Below are 26,580 nucleotides of genomic sequence, written 5' to 3'. Positions count from 1 at the left end.
GTTGGGTTCCTTCGTAATTGGAGGTAAGAATAAATGGAAAATATGAGTCGTTTTAAAAAACATATTACTGCAACGGGAAAAATTACTTGGTACTTTCAGGCTTTTCGAACTACGAGACGAGGTTTTAATTCTAAACGTGAAGCTCAGCTTGCTTATCTTGAAATGGAAAAACAACACAGAAATAAGCAAAAAAGGCTTGCTAGTAATGATAAATTTAGTGTTGTTAGTCAAAAGTGGTTTGAATATTATCGATCACTAAACGAACAAAAGGTGGCAACGTATGATAAACGAGAAGAACAGGTGAAAATACTTAATCGATGGATTGGTGGTAAAAAATTAAGTAGTTTATCATCAGAAGAACTACAAAAATTCCTTTTCATTTTAAAAGAAAAGGGAATTGATGGCGTTAATGTTGGTTATGCTAAAAATAGTTTACAATCTCTTGTTCAGGTTCTAAATATGGTTTTTAATTATTGTAAGAAAAAGAATTTGATAAATGAGAATCCAATGAAGTTTGTTAAAATGCCTAAATATCAGTTATCTCTTAAAGATTTAAAAGAGTCTGTCAACAGTTTAGAAGATAAGTTTTTAACAGTGGATGAATTACGAGCTTTTTTAAACTATGGGATAGTTTATGAAGAGTTACCCATGTCTGTTCTTTTTCATGTTTTGTTTTATACTGGGTGTCGTGTGAGTGAAGCGCTTGCTTTACAGCCTCAAGATATAGATTTTGAACGAAATGAAATTTTGTTTTATAAACAGACAGCAGTAAAAGGAAAAAGTAAAGATTTTCGAATAGAAACTACAAAAACTGTTAGTTCTGCAAGAAGAGTACCCGTCACACCATTAGTAATGGAGAAATTACAAGAATTAATTGATGTATTAAATAAAACAAAAAGAAATAGTAATTTTGTTGTAGATGAAACTTATTTATTTGTTTATCTCGATCCTGGAAAGCGTGGAGTTCCTTATCGTCGTGAATATGTAAACGATCATGTTAAACGTTGTGTAGAGCGATGTGGAATTAACAAAGATTTTCACACCCATTTGGCTCGTCATACTATGGCTAGTTTAGTGGCAGAGTATTGCAGTTGGGATGTTTTAAAGGATCGTTTAGGTCATACAGACAGTACAACCTCAAAAATATATCGCCATTTAACATCAACTGAAAAGTTAAAGCCTCTGACTGCTTTTAATTCTTTAGAAGGTTAAAAAGATGGTGAAAGTACTGGTATTACAGGATTCTTGAAAAACATTTTTTTAATAGGTTAGTCAAAGTGTAGTCAGAGGCAATAAAAATTCTTTTATATCAATACTGTAAAGACTTTTCACAAGTATCAAAGAAATCCGTCGTTAATCTTTACTATTCGACAAACGAACACCCTCTTGCTCAGCAAGAGGGTGTTTTTTTGTGTAATTAAGTGGAAAATCAACATTGACTTTTTTTGAAGTCACATAAGTGTGAAAATTAGGTTTTTGGACAATGATTCAGAAATCTTTTGAAAATTGAAGGTGTGAGGAAATTTAGAAAGATAAAAAGAGGGAGTACTGAAAACCGAAATTTCAGTTAAGTGCTTGGATCAAGAAACAAAAACTACGTTAGTTTGTCAATATCAGTTGAAATTGGAGAAGAAGCAGAATGGGGTGATAGTATTGGCAAATTAATTATTTAAGGTCATCGTTACAGGATTTTTGTTTTTTATATTCAATCAAAAAGAAATAAATACAAAGAACACAGATAAGTATTTTAGCAAGTAACCAATAAATAGCAGGACTGTTGGTGCTATAAGAATACAAGAAAATAGTAGTAAACTTAATTGAGAATCGTTTGCTATTTAAATAGTGTTCTTTTCCTTTTAATATATATACGATAAAATAAGTATATTAATTGTAAAAGGACATGATAATTATGGAAGAATTAGAATGGAATAATTTTTATGTTTGCTATAGTTTTGAGGGTAGTGATTCTTTTAATAACTGTCAAGATAGTAGATTACTTTGCGAATACTCCTGAAGTACAAATACAGAGAAAACTTCCTGAGTTTGAAAAAGTGCCACCTTATGATCCAAGAGATAATTCATTTCTGATACAAATTATTCTTTAAGTAATACAACGACTAAGTTTATTTACCAAACCATTACAATAAGAAAAGGTGCAAGTATACCTAATTACTATTGGTATGATGATGGTCAATTTAGAGGAAATCTAAAACTTCAACGTTGGCAAGACTACGGAGAAGATCCAAACATAAGAGGATATATCTGTACTTATGGAGGCTACGTTACCAATGGTTCAAGCCCGGCGCAAAGAATTGTCGATATTAATGAACAATAGCTATTCTAACTTTATGTAATAGGAGGGAGTAATCATGAAAAAAATCGGGTATTTTAGTTGTATTATTTTTTTCATGTTTTTGGTAGGTTGTAGTAATAACAAAAAAGAAAACGGCAATCTTTTGAATGCCAGTTCGTTTCCTTTAATACTCACCACGATTATTGAAAAAGAAGAAGACCTAACGAAAGGTTCAATTTTTTTCAACAAGGATAAAACCATGACGCTTGAAAAAGAATATTTAGTTAATCCCAATAATGAAGACACAAAAAAAACAAGTAGAACAGAAAAAAAGGTATATAAAAATATTAAAATACAAGAAAATAAAGAGAGCTATGAAATTATAGGTCAATTGGACAAAAAAACGAAAAAAATAGAGTTTAAAAAAGTTGATGAAGGTAAACGTATATCTGATGCAGAAGGTAATGTGTATGGTGATTTTGGTGGTAAATAGGATAGTTAAGTCATAAAAAAGAAGGCTAAAAATTTTTATTTTTTTCGTCTCTATACTTTCTGATGTTAGTTTTTTTACCAACATCAGAAAGTATAGAGACGTTTTTGTGTAATTAAACAAAAAATCAACATTGACTAAGACCAGAAATACTTCCTTTAGTGCTCCGAGTTGCTCTAATATAAGACACCAAATTGATAACCATTTGCTTGATAAAACTCTATTAATTGTGGCAATGCTTGTTTTGTTAATTCCTTATCTACTGAATCATGCATTAAGACTACTCTAATATTATAATCCGGATAAACCTCAAGTGAATGTTGATGGAAAGCGAGCATTTCTGCGACTGTAGTAGGCTGTCTGTCTAACGGCTCCGCATCTCCAACCATCGCATTCCAGTCAATCCAATGGATGCCAAGTTGTTTGAATAATTCATCAGATTTTTCTGTACCTCCCCATGACATATGACCTCCTGGGTATCGCCAGAGAGTTGTTTGAAATGTTTCGCCCAATATTTTTTTAAGAGAGTTCTCCATGGTTGCTATTTCCGCTTGTATTTCTTTAGTGTTGACAATCCCGTTTGGATATAACGTTGCATAATCATGAGTTGAACTATGAAAGCCTATTGAATGTCCTTCTGCAACTTCGCGTTTCACTATCTTTTGATTTTCGGAAGTTAGGGTATTTCCTACAAGAAAAAAAGTTGCGTGGACGTTATACTTTTTTAATGTATCTAGGACTTGTGGGGTTATTTGATTATTAACGCCATCATCAAAGGTTAAGAATACTAATTTTTCACCTTTGTAAGGTTCTTCTCCAGTTATATATTTTCTGATTTTGTCTGCTGAGTAAGCATATTTTTTTGATGAAATAGTCATGTGTGTTGATTCCTTTTCTAACTTGGTCGGGGAATCTTTTTTTGCAGTTGAATTTTTAGTCGATGTCTGCGTAGTATCATCATTTTTACTTGTTATCTTGGGTTGAGTTAATAGGAACGTTTGAATGAAAACAAGAACAATGAGGATTAACGCACTAAATAATACATACCCGTTTATTTTGAATTTTCTTTTCTTATGTCGCATACTTTCACTCCTCTTTGGTTAATGAAAAAGTTAAAAAATACACCTCCACATTATACAAAATTGAACGTCCTATTAGTTATAGACGAATTTGAGGACCAAAAAGTTTCAATTTTTTCAATTTAGTTAGTTGTTTATTTAATAAAAAATAAAAGGTTGCTAGAGGATGAAAGGAGTATAATTTATTTATCTAGAAGAGTAATCGGAATGAGAAAGGGCTGTGGAAATGGATCATCAACAGGTGTTGAAAAATGAAATTAAACAATATTTAGTGAGTAAAAACTGTGAGAAGACGTATTATCATTGTATGGAAGTTGGAGAGTATGCCTATCAACTCGGTGAAAAATATTTAACTAGTCCAGAAAAAGTAAGTATTGCAGGATATTTACATGATATCTCTGCGGTTTATCCAAATAATCAGAGAATTAGTGTCGCACAAAAATATGGGATTGAATTAAACGAAACAGAAATGGCCTTTCCAATGATAATTCATCAAAAAATTTCTAAGTCTATTGCGAAAATGGATTTTGGTATTGAAGACAATGAAATTTTATCAGCTATTGAATGCCATACAACATTGAAGAAAAACTATTCGGACATAGATTTAGTTTTGTTTGTCGCTGATAAAATAAAATGGGATCAAGAAGGGAAGCCACCATACTTAGATGGTTTATTACAAGCTTTAAATTGTTCTTTAGAAAATGCCGCATATTTCTATATCGATTATATTTTGAAACACGATATTAAAGTCGTGCATCCTTGGTTATGGGATGCTTACAATCAACTTAATTTGATAATTAAATAACAAATAAATATAGCCGTTTTTAGTCGAGTTTTGCTGGTGAGAAAAGGTGAAAAGTAGTACAGTATTCTTGTCAGAAAGAAGGGATTCCCAATGAAAAAAATAATCTTGATAGGTCTTTTATTGAGTATTTTATCAGGATGTTCTTCCAACAAAAGTGGTGATAGCACTGCAAGCAAATCAAGCAAGCCGACAGCAACATCAGAAATGAAAGCACAACAGTAGCCAAGCGAGTCAAATGAGCACGGAGTCAAAATCTAGTACAACTCAAAGTAATTCTTCTGCTTCTACTAAAACTGAAAATCAGTTGTGGTCTGTGCAAAAAAAAGCACAGTTACAACAATTTATGGCTGACTGGGGGCAACGGATGAACCAAACGTATAAAGAATATATACCAGGAAATTTAATCAATTTTAATGGCGTCCAAGCGCCTGATGGTCTAGTAGGAAATGTTACTATGCAACCAGCGATTGGTCAGCATCCCATTTATTTAGAATGGTCTGAAAATGGACAAGTGAAGGATGGATATGCGTTAGTTGCTGTTTACTCTGATGCAGAAACGCAACCAGAAATGCAAAAGCATTTGTATTTATTCACCATCGTTAACAATCAGCCCTTAGTTTTAGTGACGATGCAAAATCAAGGAGATCCTTATGGCTATCTGTATTTTGGAGCAACAGATAATGCAGAGTTGAGGGCTGGCTTTGAAAAAATTGTAGGTGCCCCGTCAATTACTAAAGAACAAATCCCAAATATTTCAGTCAATCCGTGGTCTTCAAAAGAGGAAGCGATTGATTTTTACGAAGGAATGTATAAAAACACGGCAAACGAAATTTCAACTCAAATTGACTGGCATAACTATCAGCGGGCAAATTGGCGCGAGGTAGAAACAAAAGGCGACACGTTGACATTGCATTTTGCCAACGCGGGCGGTGCTGGGGGCTCATACACACAATTCACGAAAGTTGGTACGAATACTGTTGTTGTATCATTTGATGGCAATGCTGCTTATCCCGATAACCCAAGTAGCGTTTTACTCGTGCAAAATAGTGATTATAAAGTTTTAAGGACTTTGAATCAGTAATAGGGGAAATATATCGTTTACTTAAACATAGGCAAAGGCGGGTTGCTTACCTTTTTATAAGTAACCTACCTTTGCCTATGTGCTATTTTTTGGGATAGAGGTGCTCAGAGTAGGGGATGTTTTTATGGGAAATTTTTATGCTAGATCTCTGTTTGACTAGGCTCAAATAGATCTGAATCAATCGTTGAAGTGATATCTGTTTATATAAAGATAGGCTAAATCGTCAATTTTTTACAAATCGTCGTTCATGTTAAAATAAATGGAGAAATGTTTTAGTATTCATAGTAAGTATTTTATCGTAGAATAAAAGATATACTAACAATGGAGCGATGAAAATGCTAAAAGAAGAAAGATTAAATGCGATAGTCTCTCTAGTAGATCAAAAAGGGGCAATCAAAGTTACTGAAATTATGGAACGATTAAATGTTTCGGATATGACTGTTCGTAGAGATTTGACAGAATTAGAAGCAGCGGGGCGTTTAAAACGAGTACATGGAGGAGCTAGCAGTTTAAATACATATCGTCCACATGAATTGTCTCATGCTGATAAACAAATTATTAATAGTGTTGAAAAAAAAGAAATTGTCCAAAAAGCATTAAGTTTAATTCACGAAGAAGAAACTATCTTTCTAGGACCAGGAACAACTATTGAACTTTTGGCCGAGGCAATGGAATTTAAACATTTAAGAGTAGTAACAAACTGTTTGCCTGTGTTTGAAACGTTAAGTAAAAAAAAGAATGCGTTGACCATTTATTTGGTTGGTGGAGAAATGCGACTTTTAACTAAATCTTTTTTTGGAGAAATCGCTAATAAAGCATTAGAAGAAATGCATTTCCATAAAGCATTTTTTAGTTGCAATGCGTTAAAAGATAATAAAATTATGACAGCCACTATTGAAGAAGGACAAACACAAGCAATTGCATTAGATAACTCAATAGAAAAATATTTGTTAATGGATACTTCTAAAGTAGAGAAACAGGATTTTTATTCTTTTTATCAATTAGAAGAAGTGACAGCGGTAGTTACAAATAAAGATAAATTTGACACATCTAAAGTATTGGAAAAAGTTGTCAGGGTGATCTACTAAAAAGAAGAGGTGCAGATGCACCTCTTCTTTTTAGTTCCCCTTATTGAGCTTTTTGAGCATAAATAATATTTCGCTTCTTCATTTGTTTTGCATACCAAATGAAAATCAGTAGATAGGCGACTAGCGCCAGACATGCGTATAAAATAAATTCGAGTTGACCTTGTGATGCATTGCCGACTAAGTATCCTAAGAATTTTTCCATTGGCCCTTCCATGGTAGTATGTGAAATTAAAGTATTATTATTTAGACCCGCTGGGAAAGCGCCAACTTTTTTTGCGGTTTCGGTAACGAACGGTGCAATTAGGGTACCAGACCATAAGAACAAAGGTAATTCGATTGCTCCAATGATAATCATTCGGATGAGTTTACCTCTTGTTACTACTAGTAGAGCAGGGGTTACACCCATTGCAATAATTCCGCCAAGTGGTAAAAGTTTATTGCCAGGTAGGACAATGGCTTCTAATAGCATAATTGGAGCCAATACGTTAGCTGCTGCCCAGATTTCAGCACGACCAGCTAAGAAAGGCCAATCTAAACCAATATTAAGTGTACGTCCTTTTAATTTATTCGAAGCAAAATCAGTGATCCCTTGGGATAAAGGCTCAACTGCAGCGATAAACCAAGTTCCAATTAAAGAGAATAGTTCCAAACAGACTGCAGCCGTAAAGGATAGAGAAAAAATTTGCGTGGGTGTTTGGCCAGCTAAAAGACCCACAAAAATCCCTAAGTAAATCCCAATGGCAAATTTTGATCCCCAAAAGCCAATTTTACTATTCAATTTGGCAGCGTCAAAATCGTATTTGTCTAACCAAGGAAAAAGCTTATCAAAAATTTTATCAAAAACCATAATGATTGGGTTCATCATATAGTTCATATGTGTGGTAGTCATAGGATTGGTATCTGGGGCGTTAAGTAAATCGTTAAACGTTGGTTTCATTAAGTCAGAATTGATAATTTTTAAAACACCTATGAAAATAACTAAGATTGTTGCAATTATTAAGTTTGCGCCACAAAAAATAGCAAATAAACCAACAATCGATAGATGCCAAATGTCGAAAATATCCACATCTAATGTGTTTGTTTTATTTAGAATTAACATAATGACATTGACAATCACCATAATTAAAAGAAAGTAAAGGGTGTAAGGAGATCCCCAAGTGATGGTGGCCAAAGGTGCCCAACCAACATCGGTAATATTTAAAGAAATTCCTGTACGTTCTACGAAAGAGGCCATTGCATCTGAGAAAGCAGTAGTTAAAATTCCTATAATAGCACTGATACCAGTTAAAGCAATTCCTAGTTTAAGACCACCTTCTAATGCGCGAGTGGGTTTTACCTTAAAACAAAGGGCAATCAGTGTTAAAACAATAGTCATTAAAGGAGCAGCACCTAAATCAATTAAAGGTTTAAAAATTGTATTTGCTAGGTCAATAATCGTATTCATTTATTTTCTCCTTCATAAGCTAAGATAACAAAATTTTTATCTTAGTTTTGTTATTGTTGACAGTGAAGCGTAAGTAATTAGTCTGAAAAGGAAATCATTTGTTTAAAGAGTGAATGATACTTTCCATTTGTTGATAAACAGGTTCAGCCATTGCTGGAATTCGATAAAGAATTGCGCCTGCATCAACTACAGGAATCGTGATTGGGAAACCCAAATCTGTTTTGGCGATTTGGGCGAAAATATCATAATGGGATAGCATCTCTTGATTGATATCTTTAATCATTACGGCATCGCAAGAAACTTGGTAGCCTCTTTTAGATAATTCTGTTTCTAATGCAGATTTGATTTGATGGCTAGAGTTTACCCCAGCCCCACATGCAGCTAAAATTTTGATCATGTTAAATCTCTCCTTTAAAATTTTTTTGTAAAAAACGATAAACTTCTTCTTTATCTTCACATTGAAAAAAAGCCAATAGTGATGAACGGTCTGTCGTGTTAATAAAATCCATGATAGTCGCTAAAAGACCCGTTTGTTCAATACCGTTTTCATTTAAAATCATGAAAAGAAAGGAAACAGAGAGCGTTTCATCTGGGATAATCATGTTATGAAATGATAAGGATTGTTTCAATTTAATCGGGATAATTCTTGTCGTCCGTACAAAGGTACTTTCGGTATGCGGAATGGCGATATTCGGTAGTGCAGGATCAATCGGTGTTAAACTTAAACCAGTCGGATAGTTGTGTTCTCGTTCCAATAAATTAGTTAGAAAATCAGGTGTAACTAATTTCTTTTTTAACAAGTCTAAATAAACTTCTTCAAAAACTTCTTCTTGTGTTTTTTTGTTTGAAATATAGGTAGTATCTAATGAAAAAATCGATGTTTTAATAACCATAGAACCCCTCGTTTCTTTAATATATTATTATTTATTTACAAGTATAATATAAAACGCTTTCAAAAAGATGTCAACACAATATTAAACAATAATAAACAAAAAAGAAAATAAATGTTGAATAAAGTTTGATATTGTTTTATTATGTTTTCGAGAAGGGGATTTGAGTTTAAAGAAAGGGACAGAATTTTAATAGTAGATACACGAGGTAAGGAGGAAAACAAAATGCGTGTCATACTTGGTTCAGATTTAGATGGAATAAAATTAAAAGCAGAAATGAAACAATACTTATTGCAAGAAAAAGTTGAGGTAATCGATAAAAGTGAAAGTGCTTCGGAAGACTTTATAGAAGCAACGCTTGCTGTTGCTCATGAAGTTTTAAAGGATACTGAAAGTTTAGGAATCGTTTTTGATGGTTATGGGGCAGGTAGTTTTATGACTGCTGCTAAAATTAAAGGAATGATTGTCGCTGAGTTGTCAGATGAGCGTTCTGCATATATGGCGCGAGAACACAACAATGCTCGGATGATCACGGTGGGCGCAAAAATTGTTGGAACGGAACTAGCCAAAAACATAATAAAAGAATTCTTAACAGGTCATTATGCAGGCGGGCGTCATCAAATACGTGTAGATATGTTAAATAAAATGGCTTAATAAATAATAGAAAGGAAGCGTTTTTATGAAAATTGCCATTGGTTGTGATCATATTGTGACGGATACCAAAATAGCAGTTTCTGATTTTTTGAAAGCAAAGGGATATGAAATTTTAGATGTAGGCACGTATGATTTTACTCGAACTCACTATCCTATTTTCGGAAAAAAAGTGGGAGAAGCCGTAATGAGCAATCAGGCTGATTTGGGTATATGTATTTGCGGAACAGGCGTTGGAATTACCAATGCGGTTAACAAAGTGCCGGGTATCCGTTCTGCTTTAGTTCGCGATATGACTACAGCGTTGTATGCGAAAGAGGAATTGAACGCAAATGTTATTGGTTTCGGTGGGAAAATAACAGGAGAATTCTTGATCTGTGATATCGCTGCTGCCTTTATTGAAGCACACTATCATCCAACAGAAGACAACGAACAACTAATTGAAAAAATTAATCAAGTTGAAAAACAACATCCAGAACAACAAGATGCGCACTTTTTCGATGAATTTTTAGATAAATGGCAACGAGGAGTCTATCACGATTAGTATTTAATCAATGAAGGTTACTTAAGAAAGTGGTCTTAAATAATAATCATTGGTATTTGAGTTAAATTCCCCTTCATTAATTTTTATTGCTGTTTTAATGTGGCACTGTAAAGAGCATTATTAAGAAAAAGAAGTAACAAAGGAACAAATTGAAGGCTATACAGGTAACCATAAAAAGTACACGAGTTCTTTTCTCGTGTACTTTTTATGGTTTCGCTGCTTGTTTTATTTTAGTAATTATTTTTCTATAAAAATAGTCCCAGAATTATTAAAATAATCCCGATAACTAAACTGCCGATGCCAGAAGCCGTACCATATTTTTTACCTAAATTTATATCAGTAGTATTTTTAGGAATCAAGTTTGAGAAAAAATAAAATTTTTTTACCAAGATTAGATATGCAACAAGTAAAAGTAATAATCCTAAGAGAAGATAACTAAGATTTTCAGCTAATAAATCTAGATGAGCTAATAACAATATCCCCAAAAAGAGGCCTACCAATCCATATTTCATCGTTTTTTCTTTTGCTGACATATAAACATCCCTACTTTACTTTTTAATTTATTAAGAGCATAAAACCATAGATTCGATATAAGTTCATTTTGTTGTATCCAAAAGAGCATGACCTGGAATGACCTATATAATTAGAAAATTGGAGTGATATATAGTTATTTTACCATAGCTTAAATGAGTTGATTAACTCCGAATAATGTACAACTATGTACACCTATTGTGGGTGGAATGTGTGTTGGGACTTTGCTAACCTAATAGTTGAAAAAATGAATCAATAAATTTAGAAAAGGGACTATTCAAAAGAAACTTTTTTGGGAATTGCTATATTATTTATTTTTTTAAGCGTAATCAACTAAATGTTTTTATGGATAAAGAAAGTCATTGTTCCTTGTCATCAAGCTACAACAGCCAAATTCATTAGAATTTTTTTAGTGAATGACTTTAATTTTAGAAAGGTACTGTTGTTAAACATTCATGCTATCAAAGGAGTGTGAGGCGAACGAAGCAAGTATTTTCATTTTATAAAAGTTGTATTATGGACTCTTAAAAAGAGGTGATTTAAAAAATTTTGAAGTGGAAATGTTAAGAAAGGAGAGAGGAAATGACTTATTTAGTTCTGGTCAGTCATGGCGATTTTGCTAGAGGGTTAAAAAATTCATTAGGGATGTTTGCTGGCGATGAGATAGAGAAAGTCAGAGTGTTTGGCTTACAACCTGGTGAATCTACCGATAATTTTGGTAAGCGGTTTCTTTGTGAAGTTGAAAAATTACCGCAGGAAACGAGGCTAATCGTTTTGGCTGATATTGTAGGTGGGAGTCCACTTGCTACTATTTGTAAAGTATTAGATAAGCAAAAAATGCTAGAAAATTCTCTGATTGTTGGAGGAGTGAATTTTCCAATGGCTTTAAATGCGCTTCTATTGAAAGAAACTAGTGAATTATCTGATTTGAAAAAAATGATAGTAGCAGATGCTTGTCATGGCATTAGAGAGTTAACTATAACTGAAGGCGATGTAACTGAAGAGGATATCTAAAGGAGAAGATGAACATGTCAATTTCTTTTGTTCGAATCGATGATCGAATGATTCATGGCTTAATTACTTTACGTTGGACTAAAGAAATGCCATGTGATGGCATTATAGCTGTGAATGACAAAGCAGCAAGTAACCCCATTTTAAAGGAAGCATATAAAGCAGCTGCACAAGATAAAAAAACCTTTATTTGGACAATGGCGCATTTTTTTGATGTAAAGGATAAAGTATTAGCGTCTAAGTCAAAATACTTTTTGATTACAAAGAGCCCTTTGGATATGAAAAAAATTTTGGTAGATTGGCATTTTGTTCCAAGTGAAGTAAAAATGATTAATGTTGGACCGGGGAATGATCGCGAAGGGACAATTAAATTAGGGGATAACCAATCCTTTACAGCAGAAGAAGCAGCGGCTTTTGAAGAAATTGAAAAGGCTGGTTACAAAGTGGATTTTGCCTTGTTACCTGATCAACGAATTGGTTCTTGGGCGCATTTTAAAGCTAAATTTGGTTACTGATTATAGAAGTTTTGAAAAGAGGAGAGTAGTATTATGACAATCAACTGGATACAAGCGGCTATTTTAGGCCTATTTGCTTGTCTGTGTTCAAATTCTTGTATGGCTGGACAAGCGGTGGGAAATTATACGATTGGGCGTCCTTTAGTCGGCGGATTAGTTTGTGGCATTATTTTAGGAGATTTAAAATTAGGAATCGCTTGTGGCGTAGCAATGCAATTAGTTTACATTGCTTTGGTCACACCTGGAGGCACAGTGTCTGCTGATGTGCGGGCAATTTCATATATCGGGATTCCTTTGGCGATGGTGGCGATTTCGACCAAAGGGTTAGATCCACTTGGCGGCTCTGCAGCCGACCTGGCTAAATCGGTCGGCACATTAGTTGGAACGATCGGAACGGTATTATTTTATTCTGTTGCCGCGTTAAATTTAGTTTGGCAATCGTTTGGTTGGAAAGATATAAAAAAAGGCAAGCTTGATCATTTATATGCCATTAATTTTGGTTGGCCGTGGATTTCTCATCTACTTTTTTCCTTTTTGCCAACCGTGATTTTAACCTATTTTGGGGCTACGGCTGTTACAGCAATGAGAGATGCATTACCTATGGATGGTCTTGCAATGAAAACGCTTTTTACTGTAGGTGGCATGCTTCCGTGTGTGGGAATTGCAATTTTGTTACGTCAAATTGTTAATAAGAACATTGATTTTGTACCTTTTTTTGTAGGGTTCACATTAGCTGCTTCATTAAAACTCAATTTAGTCTCAATAACGATTATTGCGCTTCTTTTTGCTGTAATTTTTTATAAAATTGCTTTGATTAAAAACAATACTAAACTGGTTGATTCAACAGGAAGTCTAACGAATGATGACGAAGAGGAGGACATATGAGATGGAAGAGTTGAAAGCAAATAAATTAGACCAAAAAACGTTAAAGCATTCTTTTCATTTATGGTTTTGGGGAGCATTAACTTGTTTTTCACAACAGCATATGCAAACCTTCGGCTATCTTTCTTCAATGCTTCCTATTATCAAAAAACTTTATCCAAAACATGAAGACCAAGTGAAAGCCATTCAAGCATATACAGCTTTTTTTAACACAAATCCAATGCTTGGAACGGTCATTGTTGGTGTGACTGCTAGTATGGAAGAGGCTAGAGCAAGTAAGAATGAAATTGATGGAGAAACCATTAATGATATGAGGGCAGGATTAATGGGACCGATTGCAGGGATTGGCGATTCATTAGTTGATGGTACCTTGATTCCTATCTTGTTAGGAATTTCCTTAGGAATGTCCACGGGCGGTTCGCCAATTGGTGCCATATTTTATATTATTGTTTGGACGTTAATTTCCTATTTTGGCCAACGCTTTTTGTATTTTAGAGGCTATCATTTTGGTGATAAAGCAGTAAGTTTCTTAGTTGGGAAAGAAGGAGCCGCTGTTAGAGTTGCTATCGGAGTTATTGGTAGTATGGTTGTCGGTGGGGTCCTTGCATCTTGGGTAAATGTAACTACTTCTCTTAAATTAATAGGTGCTGACGGAAAAGTTTTCCTTAAACTGCAAGATAAAATTGACAGTATTTATCCAGGATTATTAACGATACTTGTTACCTTGTTTTGTTGGTGGTTAATGTCCAAAAAACATGTTTCCGCTATTTGGACGATGCTTATTTTAGTTGTTATTTCTCTCGTTGGCGTTTTATTAGGTGTTTTCAATCCAGGATTAACTTACTGAACAATCACCAAAAAGGACTCTAGCTGTTAGAGCAAACTGACTTTTGCATAAAACCGATAACGAAAAAGCTAATAAATTAAATTCTTACTCTCTAAGACACAGAAAAAATCTTGTGATTAAAATAAAAATATATAAAATAGAAGAAATTTAGAGACTAGCTTCTATTTTATATATTTTTTTGTTTTAGAAATTTAGTTGGTTTATTAGAATTTTAGGAAAAATTTTACGAAAAGTGTCGCAAAAATGGCTCCTAAAAACGGTGCAGTTCCGGGAACAATCAACCCATATTGCCAATCATTATTGGTTTTATTTTTGATTGGTAAAAGTTGATAGGCGATACGAGGACCTAAATCACGTGCTTGATTCATTGCGAATCCTGTAGTACCACCTAGCCCCATGCCGATTGCCCAAACAAGCAAGCCAACAGCAATGGGTAGTTGTGTTTCGTAGGAATGTGCAATCGCTAAAATAGATGTTAAAAAAATGAATGTTGCAAAAGTTTCAACAAAATAGTTTCTTGGTAAATTTCGTTGGTTCGGATTTGTAGAAAAAATATTACGAATGGCGATCGGATCGACACTATCGGCGGATAGCTTGAAATGATCAGCATACATAATATAAACAATGACGGCGCCACAAATGCCGCCTAACATTTCAGCGATGACATAGGGAATGAAGTAAGACCATGGAATCATTCCTAAAATAGCTTGAGCGAGGGCCATTGCTGGATTAATACAGACTCCGCCAAAGACGAACAGAACAACAGAGATTCCAAAAGCCCAAGTAGTGATTGCAAACATGTGACCAGAACCAGCGTATTTTGTTCGTTTTAGGACATCGTCGCAGTGAACACCTACCCCAAATACGATCATTAATGCAGTTCCCATAAATTCTGATAAGATATGATGAAACATAAGATAAAGCTCCTTTAATCAATAGTTTTGTTATTTAATGTTTGGACGAGGCGATAGACTTCCTCGATTGTAAAATTATATTGTTTAGCAATTCGTTCACAATCTTGGTATTCAATAGACTCTTTCAATAGGCCATGATAATGATTTTTTTTAATATGGACCTTACCAAAAGGTGTTTCCAAGATTTTGAAAGAACGGTCCATCACACTACGTTCCATTGTTTGAAAACGCATACCAATTGTAGAAGTATGTTTAAAGAGTAGTTCTGTAAAATATTCTTTTTCCTCTGTTGTTGTTAAAACCGTTAATAGAATGGCACTTCGGTTTTTTTTCATATGAATGGGCGTGAAAAAAACATCTAGAGCACCATGCTCTAATAATAGATCCATTACGTAACCTAACTGTTCAGGTGTTTGATTGTCTATATTTGTTTCAATTTTTAAGACTTGGTCATGGTGTTCTGTCCTCTTTTTTTTACTATGTGTTTCAGTAAAGATTGATCCTCTGAGGGCATTGAACTTGCCTGTTTCCCGTTTGCCAAATCCGTAACCTATTTTTTCAATTAATCGTTGTTCTGGTGCGACAAATAGAGGACTAAGTTCTTTAAAAATAGCTAAGCCAGTCGGTGTGACAAGTTCAGTTTTTATCTCAAAGTCTTGTTGAATGATTAAATTCGTTTCTTTACGTAATTCCATCACAGCGGGAACTGGTATTGGCATGACTCCATGGGCAATTGTGATAGTGCCACTTCCATCTGTAATTGGCGTTGAATAGACTTGTTCAATCTCTAACTGTTCCCATAGGATAAAAAAGCCAACGATGTCAACAATTGAATCAATTGCTCCAACTTCATGAAAATGAATAGTGTCAATTGTTTGTTGATGAACAGCAGCTTCAGCTTTTGCAATGTCATAGAAAACATTTTTACTATGTTTTTTTACAAAATTGGACAAGTCGCTTTTTTCAATTAAGGAACAAACAAAACGATCATTCACGAAAAGAAAAATAATCTGAGTTTTGCACCAAACACAAGGTTTGATCTGCCTATTTTACTGAAAGATTCGTTTAAACCTGGAGACTATACCTATACCATTAAGTTGAAAAACCATGAGGGGAGCTGGACGTTCTCAAAAGATTTCACGATAAACAAAAAGCAAGCTGATCAGTATAATAAGCGTTCTGTTGATCATAAAGTCAAAAACCTTCACTGGCTTAAGTACCTCATGGCCTTTTTAATTCTAGTTATTTTAGGTACCGTCTGCTATATCTTGGGAAAAAAGAAGGGAAAAATGAGGTTGTAAAACCTGCCTTTAAAATAGTTGACAATTATGCAGAAAAAATCATGCCAGTATGAATTATCTATGACATAAGGGAAGAATAGCTGTCTAGCAAGGATAAATTGTCAAATTAGCGTTAATTTACGCAAGTCATTGGTGTTCCTTATTTTGGAAAGTAGTATTATACTATTATTGTTCAATGATTCACAATAGAAACAAGGAGGAAAGAACCATGTATAAAGCAATTGTCGCAGCAAAAGGAAAAACAACAAAAATTGTTGAAAAAGAATCGCGTCCATTGAAAGATAATGAAGCGCGGTTGAAAATGGAAGTCTGTGGTGTCTGTCATACGGATTTACACGTTAAGAATGCAGATTTTGGCGATGTTAGCGGTTGTACCTTAGGTCACGAAGGAATTGGGATTGTGACGGAGGTTGGAAAAGACGTTACTAGTTTAAAAATTGGTGATCGTGCATCTGTTGCATGGTTTTATGAAGGCTGCGGGCATTGCGAATATTGTACTTCTGGTCGAGAAACGCTTTGTCGTTCAGTAAAAAATGCTGGATATACAGTTGATGGTGCCATGGCCGAAGAATGCATCGTCACAGACGGTTATGCAGTGAAAGTGCCAGAAAATTTAGCATCAGAGCCAGCTTCCTCTATTACTTGTGCAGGGGTAACAACCTACAAAGCGATAAAAGAATCTGGGATTCGTCCAGGTCAATGGCTAATGATTTCAGGATTAGGTGGGCTAGGTAATCTAGCTTTACAATATGCCAAGCATGTCTTTAATGCAAAAGTAGTAGCTGTTGATGTGAATGATAATCAGTTAGCTTTTGCGAAAGAAATGGGTGCTGATCTTTTAATTAATCCAGTTAAAGATCCTGATTTTGCTGCACAACTTCAAAAAGAAATTGGCGGTGTCCATGCAGCAGTAGTCACTGCGGTAGCTAAATCAGCATTTAATGGCGCAGTCGATGCAGTCCGTGCGGGAGGAACGGTTGTCGCCGTTGGATTGCCTGTTGAGACAATGGATTTATCTATTCCACGTCTTGTTCTTGATGGCATTCACGTAGTCGGATCGTTAGTTGGAACCCGTCAAGATTTAAGAGAAGCTTTCCAATTCGGTGCAGAAGGAAAAGTTGTTCCTGTTTGTCAAACACGTCAACCAGAAGAAATTAATGCTATTTTTGAAGAAATGGAACAAGGAAAAATTCGCGGGCGCATGGTCATTGATTTTCGCAGTTAATTTAGTTTTTTAGTGATTCGTTGATTTAATCTGAAAACCATGAAAGGATGGATGGAATGTTTGCAAATCTTACTCTCCGTGAGAGACGACTGCTTAAGCAAGCACAAGTGGGAGCCACAATTAGCTTTATTCTTTTGTTTGTACCAATTCTGACAATCATTCTTTTGCATACTAGTGACTTATTAGCAAAATGGCTAGGTATAGTTGGGGTAATTATGGTTTTACCATTGTTGTATTTTGCGTGGCAGATTTTAAAGATAGCCTATAAAGATCAAAAAGATAATCCAACGCCTCCTTTGTGGGTTCCGAAAGTTTATGGGATTGGGCTTTCGATCAATCCCTATCACCGGTTTGGAAAGTTAATTTTTATATTGCTAGCGGTACTGATAGTTGGCATCATCATTAGTTTGCTTTTCACACCAGCAAGTCAAATCAATCACTAAAAAACGAGTAATTAACACCCTCTTGCTGAGCAGGAGGGTGTTGATTATTTTTAAATAGACTAGATTTGAGCAACAGGTATTAGATTTTTGAAAAAGTCTTTCTTTTTCTGATGTAGATATTTTCGCAATAAAATCATCATTATAAGTGAATTAACAGGTTTATCAAGGGTTAATACTTGTTAATGGTGGCTGCTATAATTAACCGTTGACAAACACAAAAAAACCATCATACGATAATTATGTTATTAAAAAAGTGAAAAATTGGTAGTCAACAAATGAAAACGCATTCATTAGGAAATTATGATTCTGTACTAAAATTTTTATATAAGATGAAAATAGATTGTTTTCATTTAATATTTTATTGAAAGGATGTGTTTATGAAGGGGTTACTGAAACTGACTTTCTAACAGTCTCAGTAAACTAAGAAAATCGTTATGACTTTTCATCTGGATAAAACTTTGTTGGGTTTTGGATTTTGTGAGTAATTTTGTCGGAACTATTCTATGGGGAGCAATTTTAAGGAGGAAAAAATGAACAAAGAGTATCAGGGTAAAAAAATTTACGGTAAAAAGCACTGGTTGACATTTTTATTAGTGAGTTCGTCTGTATTGGCGTTCCATTCGTTTGTTACGATGGATTCTCAAGTGGTTGATGCGCAAGAGCAAACAGCAAAAGAAGACGTAGCTGATTCAGCAACGTCAGTCGGAGCAATTGTGTCGATTGAAAAAGCGGAGAAAAACTTTGTCATTACGTATGCTTCTGGAAAAAAAGCACAAATTAGTATTTTAAACGACCATCTTTTTCGCTATCATCTAGATCCAACTGGTAAATTTGAAGAATATCCAACGCCAAATGATCCAAAGCATGTTGCGAAAATTACGGCTAAAACAATGGCCGACTATGGTACACAAACCTTTGAGCAAACGAACGTCACAGATTCAGGAAACCAATTTATTCTAGAAAATAATGGTTTAAAAATTATGTTCGAAAAAGAAAGCGCTTTAATGAAGGTTCTAGACAAGAAAAAGAATCAAGTTATTTTAGAAGAAACCGCTCCGCTATCCTTTAAAAATGATAAAGCTACACAAACGTTAAAACAAAGTAGTCAAGAAAATTATTTTGGCGGAGGAACTCAAAATGGTCGATTTACGCATAAAGGAACAGCTATCCAGATTGTCAATACGAACAATTGGGTAGATGGCGGAGTAGCATCGCCTAACCCATTTTATTGGTCAACTGCAGGGTATGGCGTTGTTCGAAATACATGGAAACCTGGCAACTATGATTTTGGAAGTCATGATCCACAAAAAACCACAACAACGCACGAAGGAACAGATTTTGATGCTTTTTATTTCTTTAATGATTCCTCAGCAGGTATTTTAAAAGATTACTATGAATTAACTGGGAAACCAGCTTTGATGCCAGAATACGGGTTCTATGAAGCGCATTTAAACGCGTATAATCGGGACTATTGGGTGAAAGTAGCAGAAGGAACCGCGGGAGCAGTTAAGTTTGAAGATGGTAATTTTTACAAAGAATACCAACCAGGCGATCTAGGAAACTTAAATGGCACGCTAGAATCTTTAAATGGAGAAAAAGAGAATTATCAATTTTCTGCACGCGCAGTTATTGATCGATATAAGAAAAACGATATGCCGTTAGGGTGGTTCTTGCCAAATGACGGCTACGGTGCTGGCTATGGCCAAACAGATTCATTGGACGGCGATGTACAAAACTTAAAAGAATTTACAGAGTATGCTCAAGCCAATGGTGTTGAAGTGGGGCTGTGGACTCAATCTAATCTCCATCCAGCGGATCCTAAAAATCCTAAAAAAGGAGAACGGGATATTGCGAAAGAAGTTAGTGTCGCTGGTGTTAAAGCTCTCAAAACTGACGTGGCGTGGGTCGGGTATGGGTATTCCTTTGGCTTAAATGGTGTAGAAGATGCCGCGAATGTTTTTGTAAAAGAAACAGACGGCGCAGTTCGTCCGATGATTGTTTCATTAGATGGTTGGGCCGGAACCCAACGGCACGCTGGTATTTGGACAGGCGATCAAACGGGTGGTCAATGGGAATATATTCGCTTCCATATCCCAACATATATCGGGACTTCGTTGTCTGGACAACCAAATGTCGGTTCAGATATGGATGGAATTTTTGGTGGAAAAAATAAAGAGATCAACATACGTGATTTCCAATGGAAAACTTTTACACCAGTGCAGCTAAATATGGACGGCTGGGGCTCCAATCCAAAAACGCCATTTGCTTTTGATCAAGAAGCCACAGATTTGAACCGAGCGTATCTAAAATTAAAATCAATGATGATGCCTTATAACTACAGTATTGCCAAGGAATCAGTTGATGGACTACCAATGGTACGGGCCATGGCTTTAGAATTTCCTAATGAAGGAACAGCATATACAAAAGATTCTCAATACCAATATATGTGGGGACCAAATTTACTCGTTGCCCCAATTTATAATGGCAATCAAGATGAGGCAGGAAATTCAATCCGTGATGGAATCTACTTACCAGATGAAAAACAAGTCTGGGTTGACTTATTTACAGGCGAAAAATATCAAGGTGGCCGTGTCTTAAATGGAGTAAAAACACCGCTGTGGAAGGTGCCCGTTTTCGTCAAAGATGGCAGTATTATCCCAATGACGAATCCAAACAACAATCCAAAGGAAATCCAACGAGATCAACGATCTTTCTTGATTTATCCAAATGGCACCACTTCTTTTAATATGTATGAAGATGACGGAATTTCAACTAGTTATGAAGCTGGGCAATCAGCTACGACTAAAATAAATAGTCAAGGCCCTAAATCAAACGAAAAAGGGGATCTGACCGTTACTATCGAACCGACAAAAGGAAGTTATAAAGACTTTGTTGATGAACGAAGCACCACGCTTGATTTGCTAGCTTCAGAAGCGCCCGAAAGCGTAACAGCAATGGTGGGGGGGACAGAAGTAACCTTGAAACAAGCAGCTAATAAAGAAGAATTTTTAGCTGGCACAAATCTATATTATTTTGATAAAGAATTCCAAGTGAATCAGTATCTTTCTGAAGCTTCAGGAGAAAAACTGAACCAATCAGCGTTATCAGTAAAACTAGCGAAACAATCTGTGACCGCCAAAGATGTTCAAATAACTGTCAAAGGTTTCATTAATAAAGGAACGGTTGACGGAGGAAATACAACGGTCGATGACCAGTTAACTATTCCGGCAAATGTCGCAATCAATGAAGAAAAAACAACGCCATCTTCTTTGACTCTTCAATGGGATCAAGTAACTGAGGCAACAAGCTATGAAGTAGAGCGTGACGGGACTGTTTTCGGAAATATTCAAACGAATACAGCAACATTTGATGGATTTTCCTTCCTAAGCGAACATACTTTTCGAGTTCGAGCTGTTGGAAAAAACGGGGTCTCTGAATGGAGTGAACCGATTAAAGGAAAAACACAAGATGATCCCTATAAAGAAACAATTAATCAAGTCAAAGCAACAAGTAATTTACCAGAACAACCAGGCGCAGAATTGAAGAAATTAACAGATAAAGATTTGAGTACAGGTTGGCATACGAACTGGTCAACAGGCATCGCTAATCCAAGTGATGGAAATTTCTTGTCTTTAAAATTTGATCTTGGTGCGGAGTATCAAATGGATAAAATTGAATACTTGCCAAGAGACAATGCCGGCAACGGAAATATTTTGCAGCTCCAGTATCGGACGTCGAAAGATGGAGCTAATTGGACAGAGTTTTCAGAACCTATTAACTGGAAGCAAGATGCTTTGACAAAAACCATTGAAACGAAGGACCAAGCGTATCGTTTTGTTGAAATGAAGGTATTAAAATCGGTGGGTAATTTTGGCTCTGGTCGTGAGATGCTCTTTTACAAACAACCAGGAACAGAAGGAATCTTACATGGAGACATTACTAACGATGGAACGATTGATGAAAATGATGCAATGAGTTATCGAAACTATACAGGCTTAGAATCTGTGGACAGTGACTTTAATGGCTATGTTGAAAAAGGTGATTTAAATAAAAATGGGGTAATTGATGCTTATGATATCAGTTATGTTTTACGACAATTAGATGGTGGGATTGAGATACCTGATGTCGAAGAAATTGCGGGCGGTTTATCCCTTGCTGTGGTTAATGAAAATGGCAAGGATACTTATCTTCCTGGCGATACATTAACCTTTATACTTAAAGGTCAAGACTTAAAAAACATTAATGCGTTAAGCACAAAAATGTCCTTTGATTCTAGCAAATTTGAACTTGTCGGTCAGCCTGCAACCACGAATAATACACAACAAATGGAAAATTATTCTAAATATCGGAAACATTCAAATGATGTGGAGAATCTATATTTAGTTCTTAGTAATCAAGGAAATAAACAATTGTTAAATGGTTCAATGGACTTAGTTACCTTTAAAGTTAAAGTAAAAGAAACAACTCGCGTAAAACGTGCGACAACTGTTGAGCAGCCATTACAATTTGATATGAGTCAAGGCTTATTAGTAGGCCAAGGATTCCAACAAGCCACACTTTCAGATTTTTCTGTAACAGTGAAGCCCACAGAGCTAGTAGATAAAGAGTTATTACAAGCGCTAATTACGCTAAATCAAGCACGTGTCGAAAAAGAATATACGCCTGAAACTTGGGCAATCTTTAAACCAATCTTAGATGAGGCAGTAGCTGTTCTAGCCAATGAACAAGCCACACAGACAGACGTTTCTGCTGCCGCGGAAAACCTAGAAAAGGCTGCAAGTCAGTTGGAAAAAATGCCTGATGTAGCGAATAAAGCTGATTTAGAAAAAGCAATTCAAGAGGGGCTAGCGAAGAAACCAAGTGATGGGCAAGAATTCACCGAAGAAACTAAAAAAGTTCTCGAAGAGTCATTAGCAGCAGCTCAAAAAGTATTTGCTCAAGAAAAAGTTACTCAAGAAGAAATAGACCAAGCGACTAAAACATTGCGTGAAGCAATTGCACAATTAAAAGAACAACCCGTCGCCGTTGATAAGGAAACCTTAAAAGAGCAAATCGCTCAAGCCCGAGGAAGAAAGCCGGAAGAAGGATACCAATTTACAAAAGAAACAGAAAAACAATTGCAAGAAGCAATTCAAGCGGCTGAAGCAATCGTAGCGAAAGAAACGGCGACAAAAGAAGAAGTCTCAGAGGCTCTAAACGCATTGGAAACTGCAATGGCTCAATTAAAAGAAGTACCCCTTGTAAATAAAGACCAATTACAAGAAGTAGTCAAACGAGCGCAGCAAGTCACTCCAAGTGAAGGGCACCAATTTACTGCCTCCTCGTTACAAGAGTTACAAAAAGCGCTTTTAGCAGCTAAAAACACATTGAAAAACCCAGCAGCTAATCAAAAAATGATTGATGAAGCGGTTGCTGAATTAACTAGTGCCATCGATGGGTTACAAGAAGAAGTGTTAGTTACAGATAAAAAAGCCTTAGAGGCAATGATAGCCAAAGCAAAAGCAATCAAACCATCTGCCGGAAAAGAATTTACCAGCGAGTCTAAAGCGCGCTTAACTGAAGCAATTGACCAAGCGGAAGGGATTTTAGCTGATAAAAATGCTCGGCAAGAACAAATTGATATTGCTGAAAAAAATGTAAAAACTGCTTTGGATAGTTTAGAGGAACAAGTCCTTCAAACGGATAAAACAAAGTTGAAAGAACTGCTTCAAAAAGCAGAAACCTTGAAACCTAAAGCAGGAAAACAATTTACAAAAGCATCGCAAGAAGCTTTAGCTGAAGCAATTAAACAAGCAAAAGCACTTGTTGAGGACCCAAATGCGACGCAAGAAGCTGTGGACAAATGTTTAAGTATTTTATCACAAGCCATTGAAGCAATGGCAGAAGAGCCAATCAGTAGCAACTCTACAGGCAACAATGGAAATCATAGCACGGTTAGCGGTACTGGTGGTGTAACCAGCCAAGGAAAGGGCACAGCAACAGGTGGAACGACAACGAAAACCACCACTTCTGGTACTTTGCCAAAAGCAAATGAAGTTGTTTCGCCAATCTGGTCAATCAGTGGTTTTCTATTGATAGTAAGTATTGGTTTAGGAAAATTATTCTTCAAAAATAAAAAAGAGCAAAATTAGCGTATCATTAACTTACAAGGCGCATTTGTACAAAAACAGTGTGCAAATGCGCAAGTAAGTAATAGGAGAGGATTTTTACGAATGAAAAGAAAGAAAATCAAGAATCAACTACTTGTTTTAACAAGTATTCTCGTTCTTCTGAGTTTGGAAGTCGCTCCAGTTGTTACGTTGGCTGCAGAATTACCAAGTAGCTCGCTACAAACAGCTCTGTCCTCGGAAACGACAATTACTTCGGAAGAAAAAGTAACCGAAACAACCGAAACAACTGTTGCTACATCGACAACGTCCACTAGTAGTTCGTCATCTGAATCAAGTAGTTCTACCGATACGACTACCGAATCAACGAGTCAGTCAACGACAGAAACGACAACCACAAATACTAGTTCTGAAACAAAAAAAGAACCTACAGAGCCAACGGTATCATCAGAAATCACGCAGCCTGTTGAACAATCGCAACCACCACAAGTTCCTGTGACCAAGCAAGAACCCGAAGAACCTATTCAAGTTCCTGAAGCCAACAATAACTTTGTTGAAGAAAATCAGGCTGTATCGTTAAATCCGTCCCTCAAAGTAGATGAAATAGCTTCTTCAAATTTAAAAGGCTACGAACTTCCACTGTTGTCGTCTTTTGGCGAAAAGAAACGGGCAGTCGTGGTCGCTGAAGCATTAAGACACGTTGGGAAAACAAAAAAAGAATTTAATTTGACGGAGCAAGCATTGACCAGTAGTTTCCTTGCCCAAAAAATTTACCAACAATTATTTAAAATAGACATTGGCAGTACGCCGCAAGAACAAATGACATTTGGTAAAGTTCGTTCTATAGAGGAGGCAGAACCTGGTGATCTGATTTTTTGGCAAACAGCTGAAGGAAAAACGCTTCAAAATGGTGTTTATCTTGGCCAAGGAAAATATTTAATTGCCGCAGCGGAATCGGATTCTAAAGAGAAACCAGAAGTAATCGCTCAGTTAGAGAATATCTATACTGCCAAACAACAACCAGACTCAAAAGAGGAAAAACGCTTGGTAGTGACTAATCCTTTTAAGGAGTTCATATTAACGGAGTATGGCAAAGAAGTTTTAGCAACATATGGTGCGTCATTTGAAATGCAGAAGTCAGAACAAACCACAGCGTTTATTAAAAAAATTGGTGAGACAGCCAGAGAACTTGGCGAAAAATACGATGTTTTTGCATCAGTAATGATAGCTCAGGCTATTTTAGAAAGTGGCTCTGGCGAAAGTCAACTAGCCAAAGAACCTTATTATAATCTCTTTGGCGTGAAAGGTTCGTTCCAAGGAAATAGTGTTAGCTTTTCAACAAAAGAGGCTGATCAGAGGGGCCAACTTTATACAATTTCCGCTGGGTTTCGCGATTACGGTGGCTATAATGACTCACTGCAAGATTATGTTCAATTACTCCGACAAGGGATTGACGGAAATCAAGATTTTTATAAACCAGCGTGGCGTTCGGAAGCCAAAAACTACCTTCAAGCAACGCGTTTTTTAACAGGTAAATATGCAACAGACAAGCAATACGATAATAAATTAAATTCGTTAATTGCGGTTTATAACTTAACCCAATTTGATTTACCAAAAACAGTGGACGGTTTGATTATCCAATCTAAAAATAAGCTGTCGGAAGCGGAACAGCAACAAATGCATTTTCCAGTCTATGATGGGATCAATTATAATCGAAGTGGTAGCTATCCCGTGGGCCAATGTACGTGGTATGTCTATAATCGTTTCAAACAGTTGGGCACTTCTGTGGATGAATTTATGGGAAATGGCAGTGACTGGGGAAGAAAAGGACGTGCATTAGGCTATCAAGTTAGTTCATTGCCTAAAGCTGGTCGTGCGATTAGTTTCCAACCAGGAGTTGCTGGCGCAGATAATCAATATGGACATGTTGCTTTTGTTGAAGCGGTCACTTCTGATGGAATCATTATTTCTGAAAGCAATGTCATCAATGATCAAACGATTTCGTATCGTGTCTTACCTAATGTAATTGCTTATAGTAGTGGCGTGACCTACATTGGCGCTTAAGCGACTCATTCAACAGGAAGAAGTGTGGATGTTTAAGTAAAAAATTAGTACAATGATCCATGTGTGAACTAACAAATTAAATTAACCAGAATCGACCAATGAATTGATTTTGTCATGTATAAAATGACAAGAACAGTTTGGCGGTTGATTCTTTGTTTTTCATCAACGAAGAGACAATAGTCCTCATGATTCGTTAGAAAAAGATGAATAGTCCAAAGTACTCTTTCTTGATCCTTTGTTATTTTATGTTTTTGTTTGCAGGAAACTACTGAAATCGCTATACTAAATTTATGTGAATATACTAACAGACAATCAATTTTTTATCTCTTTTATTGGTGTATAAATTGATTGAACATTATAATCATTTGTCTTTTG

23 protein-coding genes and 1 pseudogene are annotated in these 26,580 nt (G+C 35.7%); 17 read left to right on the top strand and 7 right to left on the bottom strand.

Annotated elements, in window-relative coordinates; genetic code table 11:
* Nucleotides 1–33 precede the first annotated feature (33 nt).
* Both KQI94_RS01145 and KQI94_RS01140 read left to right on the top strand, forming a co-directional pair.
* Nucleotides 34–1,212, top strand: a complete 1,179-nt coding sequence (locus KQI94_RS01145) for a tyrosine-type recombinase/integrase (protein WP_002297659.1) — start codon at nt 34–36, stop codon at nt 1,210–1,212.
* Between the two features lie 1,157 nt (nt 1,213–2,369).
* The gene (locus KQI94_RS01140; RefSeq protein ID WP_002360100.1) at nt 2,370–2,786 is read left to right on the top strand and encodes a hypothetical protein; all 417 of its coding nucleotides are present in this window, start codon (nt 2,370–2,372) and stop codon (nt 2,784–2,786) included.
* Between the two features lie 173 nt (nt 2,787–2,959).
* On the opposite strand, the gene KQI94_RS01135 is transcribed toward KQI94_RS01140, so the two are convergent.
* Complete coding sequence (locus KQI94_RS01135) at nt 2,960–3,865, bottom strand: polysaccharide deacetylase family protein (protein ID WP_002369233.1); 906 nt, start codon at nt 3,863–3,865, stop codon at nt 2,960–2,962.
* A gap of 223 nt (nt 3,866–4,088) precedes the next feature.
* Here KQI94_RS01135 and yqeK point away from each other — a divergent pair, with 223 nt between their 5' ends.
* The 4 genes from yqeK (at nt 4,089) to KQI94_RS01120 (ending at nt 6,836) form a co-directional block, all read left to right on the top strand.
* A complete protein-coding gene (gene yqeK, locus KQI94_RS01130; protein ID WP_002390435.1) occupies nt 4,089–4,667 on the top strand; it encodes a bis(5'-nucleosyl)-tetraphosphatase (symmetrical) YqeK in 579 nt (192 codons plus the stop codon).
* A gap of 90 nt (nt 4,668–4,757) precedes the next feature.
* Nucleotides 4,758–4,889 (top strand): hypothetical protein, encoded by a 132-nt coding sequence (locus KQI94_RS16685; RefSeq protein WP_002390434.1) that lies wholly within the window; start codon nt 4,758–4,760, stop codon nt 4,887–4,889.
* A gap of 13 nt (nt 4,890–4,902) precedes the next feature.
* The gene (locus tag KQI94_RS01125) at nt 4,903–5,748 is read left to right on the top strand and encodes a DUF4767 domain-containing protein (protein WP_002369236.1); all 846 of its coding nucleotides are present in this window, start codon (nt 4,903–4,905) and stop codon (nt 5,746–5,748) included.
* A 335-nt stretch (nt 5,749–6,083) separates the two neighbouring features.
* On the top strand, nt 6,084–6,836 hold the full coding sequence (locus KQI94_RS01120) for a DeoR/GlpR family DNA-binding transcription regulator (RefSeq protein ID WP_002369238.1): 753 nt from the start codon (nt 6,084–6,086) through the stop codon (nt 6,834–6,836).
* A 40-nt stretch (nt 6,837–6,876) separates the two neighbouring features.
* On the opposite strand, the gene KQI94_RS01115 is transcribed toward KQI94_RS01120, so the two are convergent.
* From KQI94_RS01115 to KQI94_RS01105, 3 genes are all read right to left on the bottom strand, one after another.
* Nucleotides 6,877–8,280: a PTS transporter subunit IIC gene (locus KQI94_RS01115; protein WP_002357183.1), complete on the bottom strand. Its 1,404-nt coding sequence runs from the start codon at nt 8,278–8,280 to the stop codon at nt 6,877–6,879.
* A gap of 94 nt (nt 8,281–8,374) precedes the next feature.
* The gene (locus KQI94_RS01110) at nt 8,375–8,677 is read right to left on the bottom strand and encodes a PTS fructose transporter subunit IIB (RefSeq protein ID WP_002357185.1); all 303 of its coding nucleotides are present in this window, start codon (nt 8,675–8,677) and stop codon (nt 8,375–8,377) included.
* Nucleotide 8,678: 1 nt separating this feature from the next.
* Nucleotides 8,679–9,173 carry a PTS sugar transporter subunit IIA gene (locus KQI94_RS01105; protein ID WP_002357187.1) on the bottom strand — a complete coding sequence of 165 codons (495 nt, stop codon included), beginning with the start codon at nt 9,171–9,173 and terminating at the stop codon, nt 8,679–8,681.
* A 222-nt stretch (nt 9,174–9,395) separates the two neighbouring features.
* Between KQI94_RS01105 and lacA the strand changes: the two genes are divergently transcribed.
* On the top strand, nt 9,396–9,824 hold the full coding sequence (lacA, locus tag KQI94_RS01100; RefSeq protein ID WP_002357188.1) for a galactose-6-phosphate isomerase subunit LacA: 429 nt from the start codon (nt 9,396–9,398) through the stop codon (nt 9,822–9,824).
* 25 nt (nt 9,825–9,849) lie between these two features.
* The gene (gene lacB / locus KQI94_RS01095; RefSeq protein WP_002369240.1) at nt 9,850–10,365 is read left to right on the top strand and encodes a galactose-6-phosphate isomerase subunit LacB; all 516 of its coding nucleotides are present in this window, start codon (nt 9,850–9,852) and stop codon (nt 10,363–10,365) included.
* Nucleotides 10,366–10,610: 245 nt separating this feature from the next.
* Here the strand turns inward: lacB and KQI94_RS01090 are convergent, their stop codons facing one another.
* On the bottom strand, nt 10,611–10,898 hold the full coding sequence (locus tag KQI94_RS01090; protein WP_002369241.1) for a hypothetical protein: 288 nt from the start codon (nt 10,896–10,898) through the stop codon (nt 10,611–10,613).
* 580 nt (nt 10,899–11,478) lie between these two features.
* Here KQI94_RS01090 and KQI94_RS01085 point away from each other — a divergent pair.
* From KQI94_RS01085 to KQI94_RS01070, 4 genes are read left to right on the top strand one after another with little or no spacing between them, the layout of a single operon-like run.
* A complete protein-coding gene (locus KQI94_RS01085) occupies nt 11,479–11,910 on the top strand; it encodes a PTS fructose transporter subunit IIA (RefSeq protein ID WP_002369242.1) in 432 nt (143 codons plus the stop codon).
* A 14-nt stretch (nt 11,911–11,924) separates the two neighbouring features.
* The gene (locus KQI94_RS01080) at nt 11,925–12,422 is read left to right on the top strand and encodes a PTS sugar transporter subunit IIB (RefSeq protein WP_002357192.1); all 498 of its coding nucleotides are present in this window, start codon (nt 11,925–11,927) and stop codon (nt 12,420–12,422) included.
* Between the two features lie 33 nt (nt 12,423–12,455).
* Nucleotides 12,456–13,307, top strand: a complete 852-nt coding sequence (locus KQI94_RS01075; RefSeq protein WP_002357194.1) for a PTS sugar transporter subunit IIC — start codon at nt 12,456–12,458, stop codon at nt 13,305–13,307.
* On the top strand, nt 13,282–14,151 hold the full coding sequence (locus KQI94_RS01070) for a PTS system mannose/fructose/sorbose family transporter subunit IID (RefSeq protein ID WP_002382434.1): 870 nt from the start codon (nt 13,282–13,284) through the stop codon (nt 14,149–14,151). The genes KQI94_RS01075 and KQI94_RS01070 overlap by 26 nt, the downstream gene beginning before the upstream one ends.
* A gap of 203 nt (nt 14,152–14,354) precedes the next feature.
* Here KQI94_RS01070 and larD read toward each other — a convergent pair whose 3' ends face one another.
* Complete coding sequence (larD, locus tag KQI94_RS01065) at nt 14,355–15,065, bottom strand: D/L-lactic acid transporter LarD (RefSeq protein WP_002357197.1); 711 nt, start codon at nt 15,063–15,065, stop codon at nt 14,355–14,357.
* A 14-nt stretch (nt 15,066–15,079) separates the two neighbouring features.
* Nucleotides 15,080–16,018 carry a nickel pincer cofactor biosynthesis protein LarC gene (larC, locus tag KQI94_RS01060; protein WP_195805283.1) on the bottom strand — a complete coding sequence of 313 codons (939 nt, stop codon included), beginning with the start codon at nt 16,016–16,018 and terminating at the stop codon, nt 15,080–15,082.
* Between the two features lie 18 nt (nt 16,019–16,036).
* On the opposite strand from larC, the pseudogene KQI94_RS01055 reads away from it, so the two are divergent.
* The 5 genes and pseudogenes from KQI94_RS01055 to KQI94_RS01035 form a co-directional block, all read left to right on the top strand.
* Nucleotides 16,037–16,366 (top strand): annotated as a pseudogene (locus KQI94_RS01055) (DUF3324 domain-containing protein); the annotation flags it as partial.
* A gap of 208 nt (nt 16,367–16,574) precedes the next feature.
* On the top strand, nt 16,575–17,591 hold the full coding sequence (adhP, locus tag KQI94_RS01050) for an alcohol dehydrogenase AdhP (RefSeq protein ID WP_002357219.1): 1,017 nt from the start codon (nt 16,575–16,577) through the stop codon (nt 17,589–17,591).
* 47 nt (nt 17,592–17,638) lie between these two features.
* A complete protein-coding gene (locus KQI94_RS01045; RefSeq protein WP_002369244.1) occupies nt 17,639–18,034 on the top strand; it encodes a hypothetical protein in 396 nt (131 codons plus the stop codon).
* 503 nt (nt 18,035–18,537) lie between these two features.
* Nucleotides 18,538–24,165, top strand: a complete 5,628-nt coding sequence (locus KQI94_RS01040; protein WP_002390431.1) for a TIM-barrel domain-containing protein — start codon at nt 18,538–18,540, stop codon at nt 24,163–24,165.
* 81 nt (nt 24,166–24,246) lie between these two features.
* Nucleotides 24,247–26,205 carry an amidase domain-containing protein gene (locus tag KQI94_RS01035; protein ID WP_002382428.1) on the top strand — a complete coding sequence of 653 codons (1,959 nt, stop codon included), beginning with the start codon at nt 24,247–24,249 and terminating at the stop codon, nt 26,203–26,205.
* Nucleotides 26,206–26,580 lie beyond the last annotated feature (375 nt).

Origin of the sequence: Enterococcus sp. S183_ASV_20, from assembly GCF_018919685.1 — a bacterium.
GTDB classification, from domain to species: Bacteria; Bacillota; Bacilli; order Lactobacillales; family Enterococcaceae; genus Enterococcus; species Enterococcus faecalis.
This window is presented reverse-complemented; position numbering and strand designations above follow the sequence as displayed.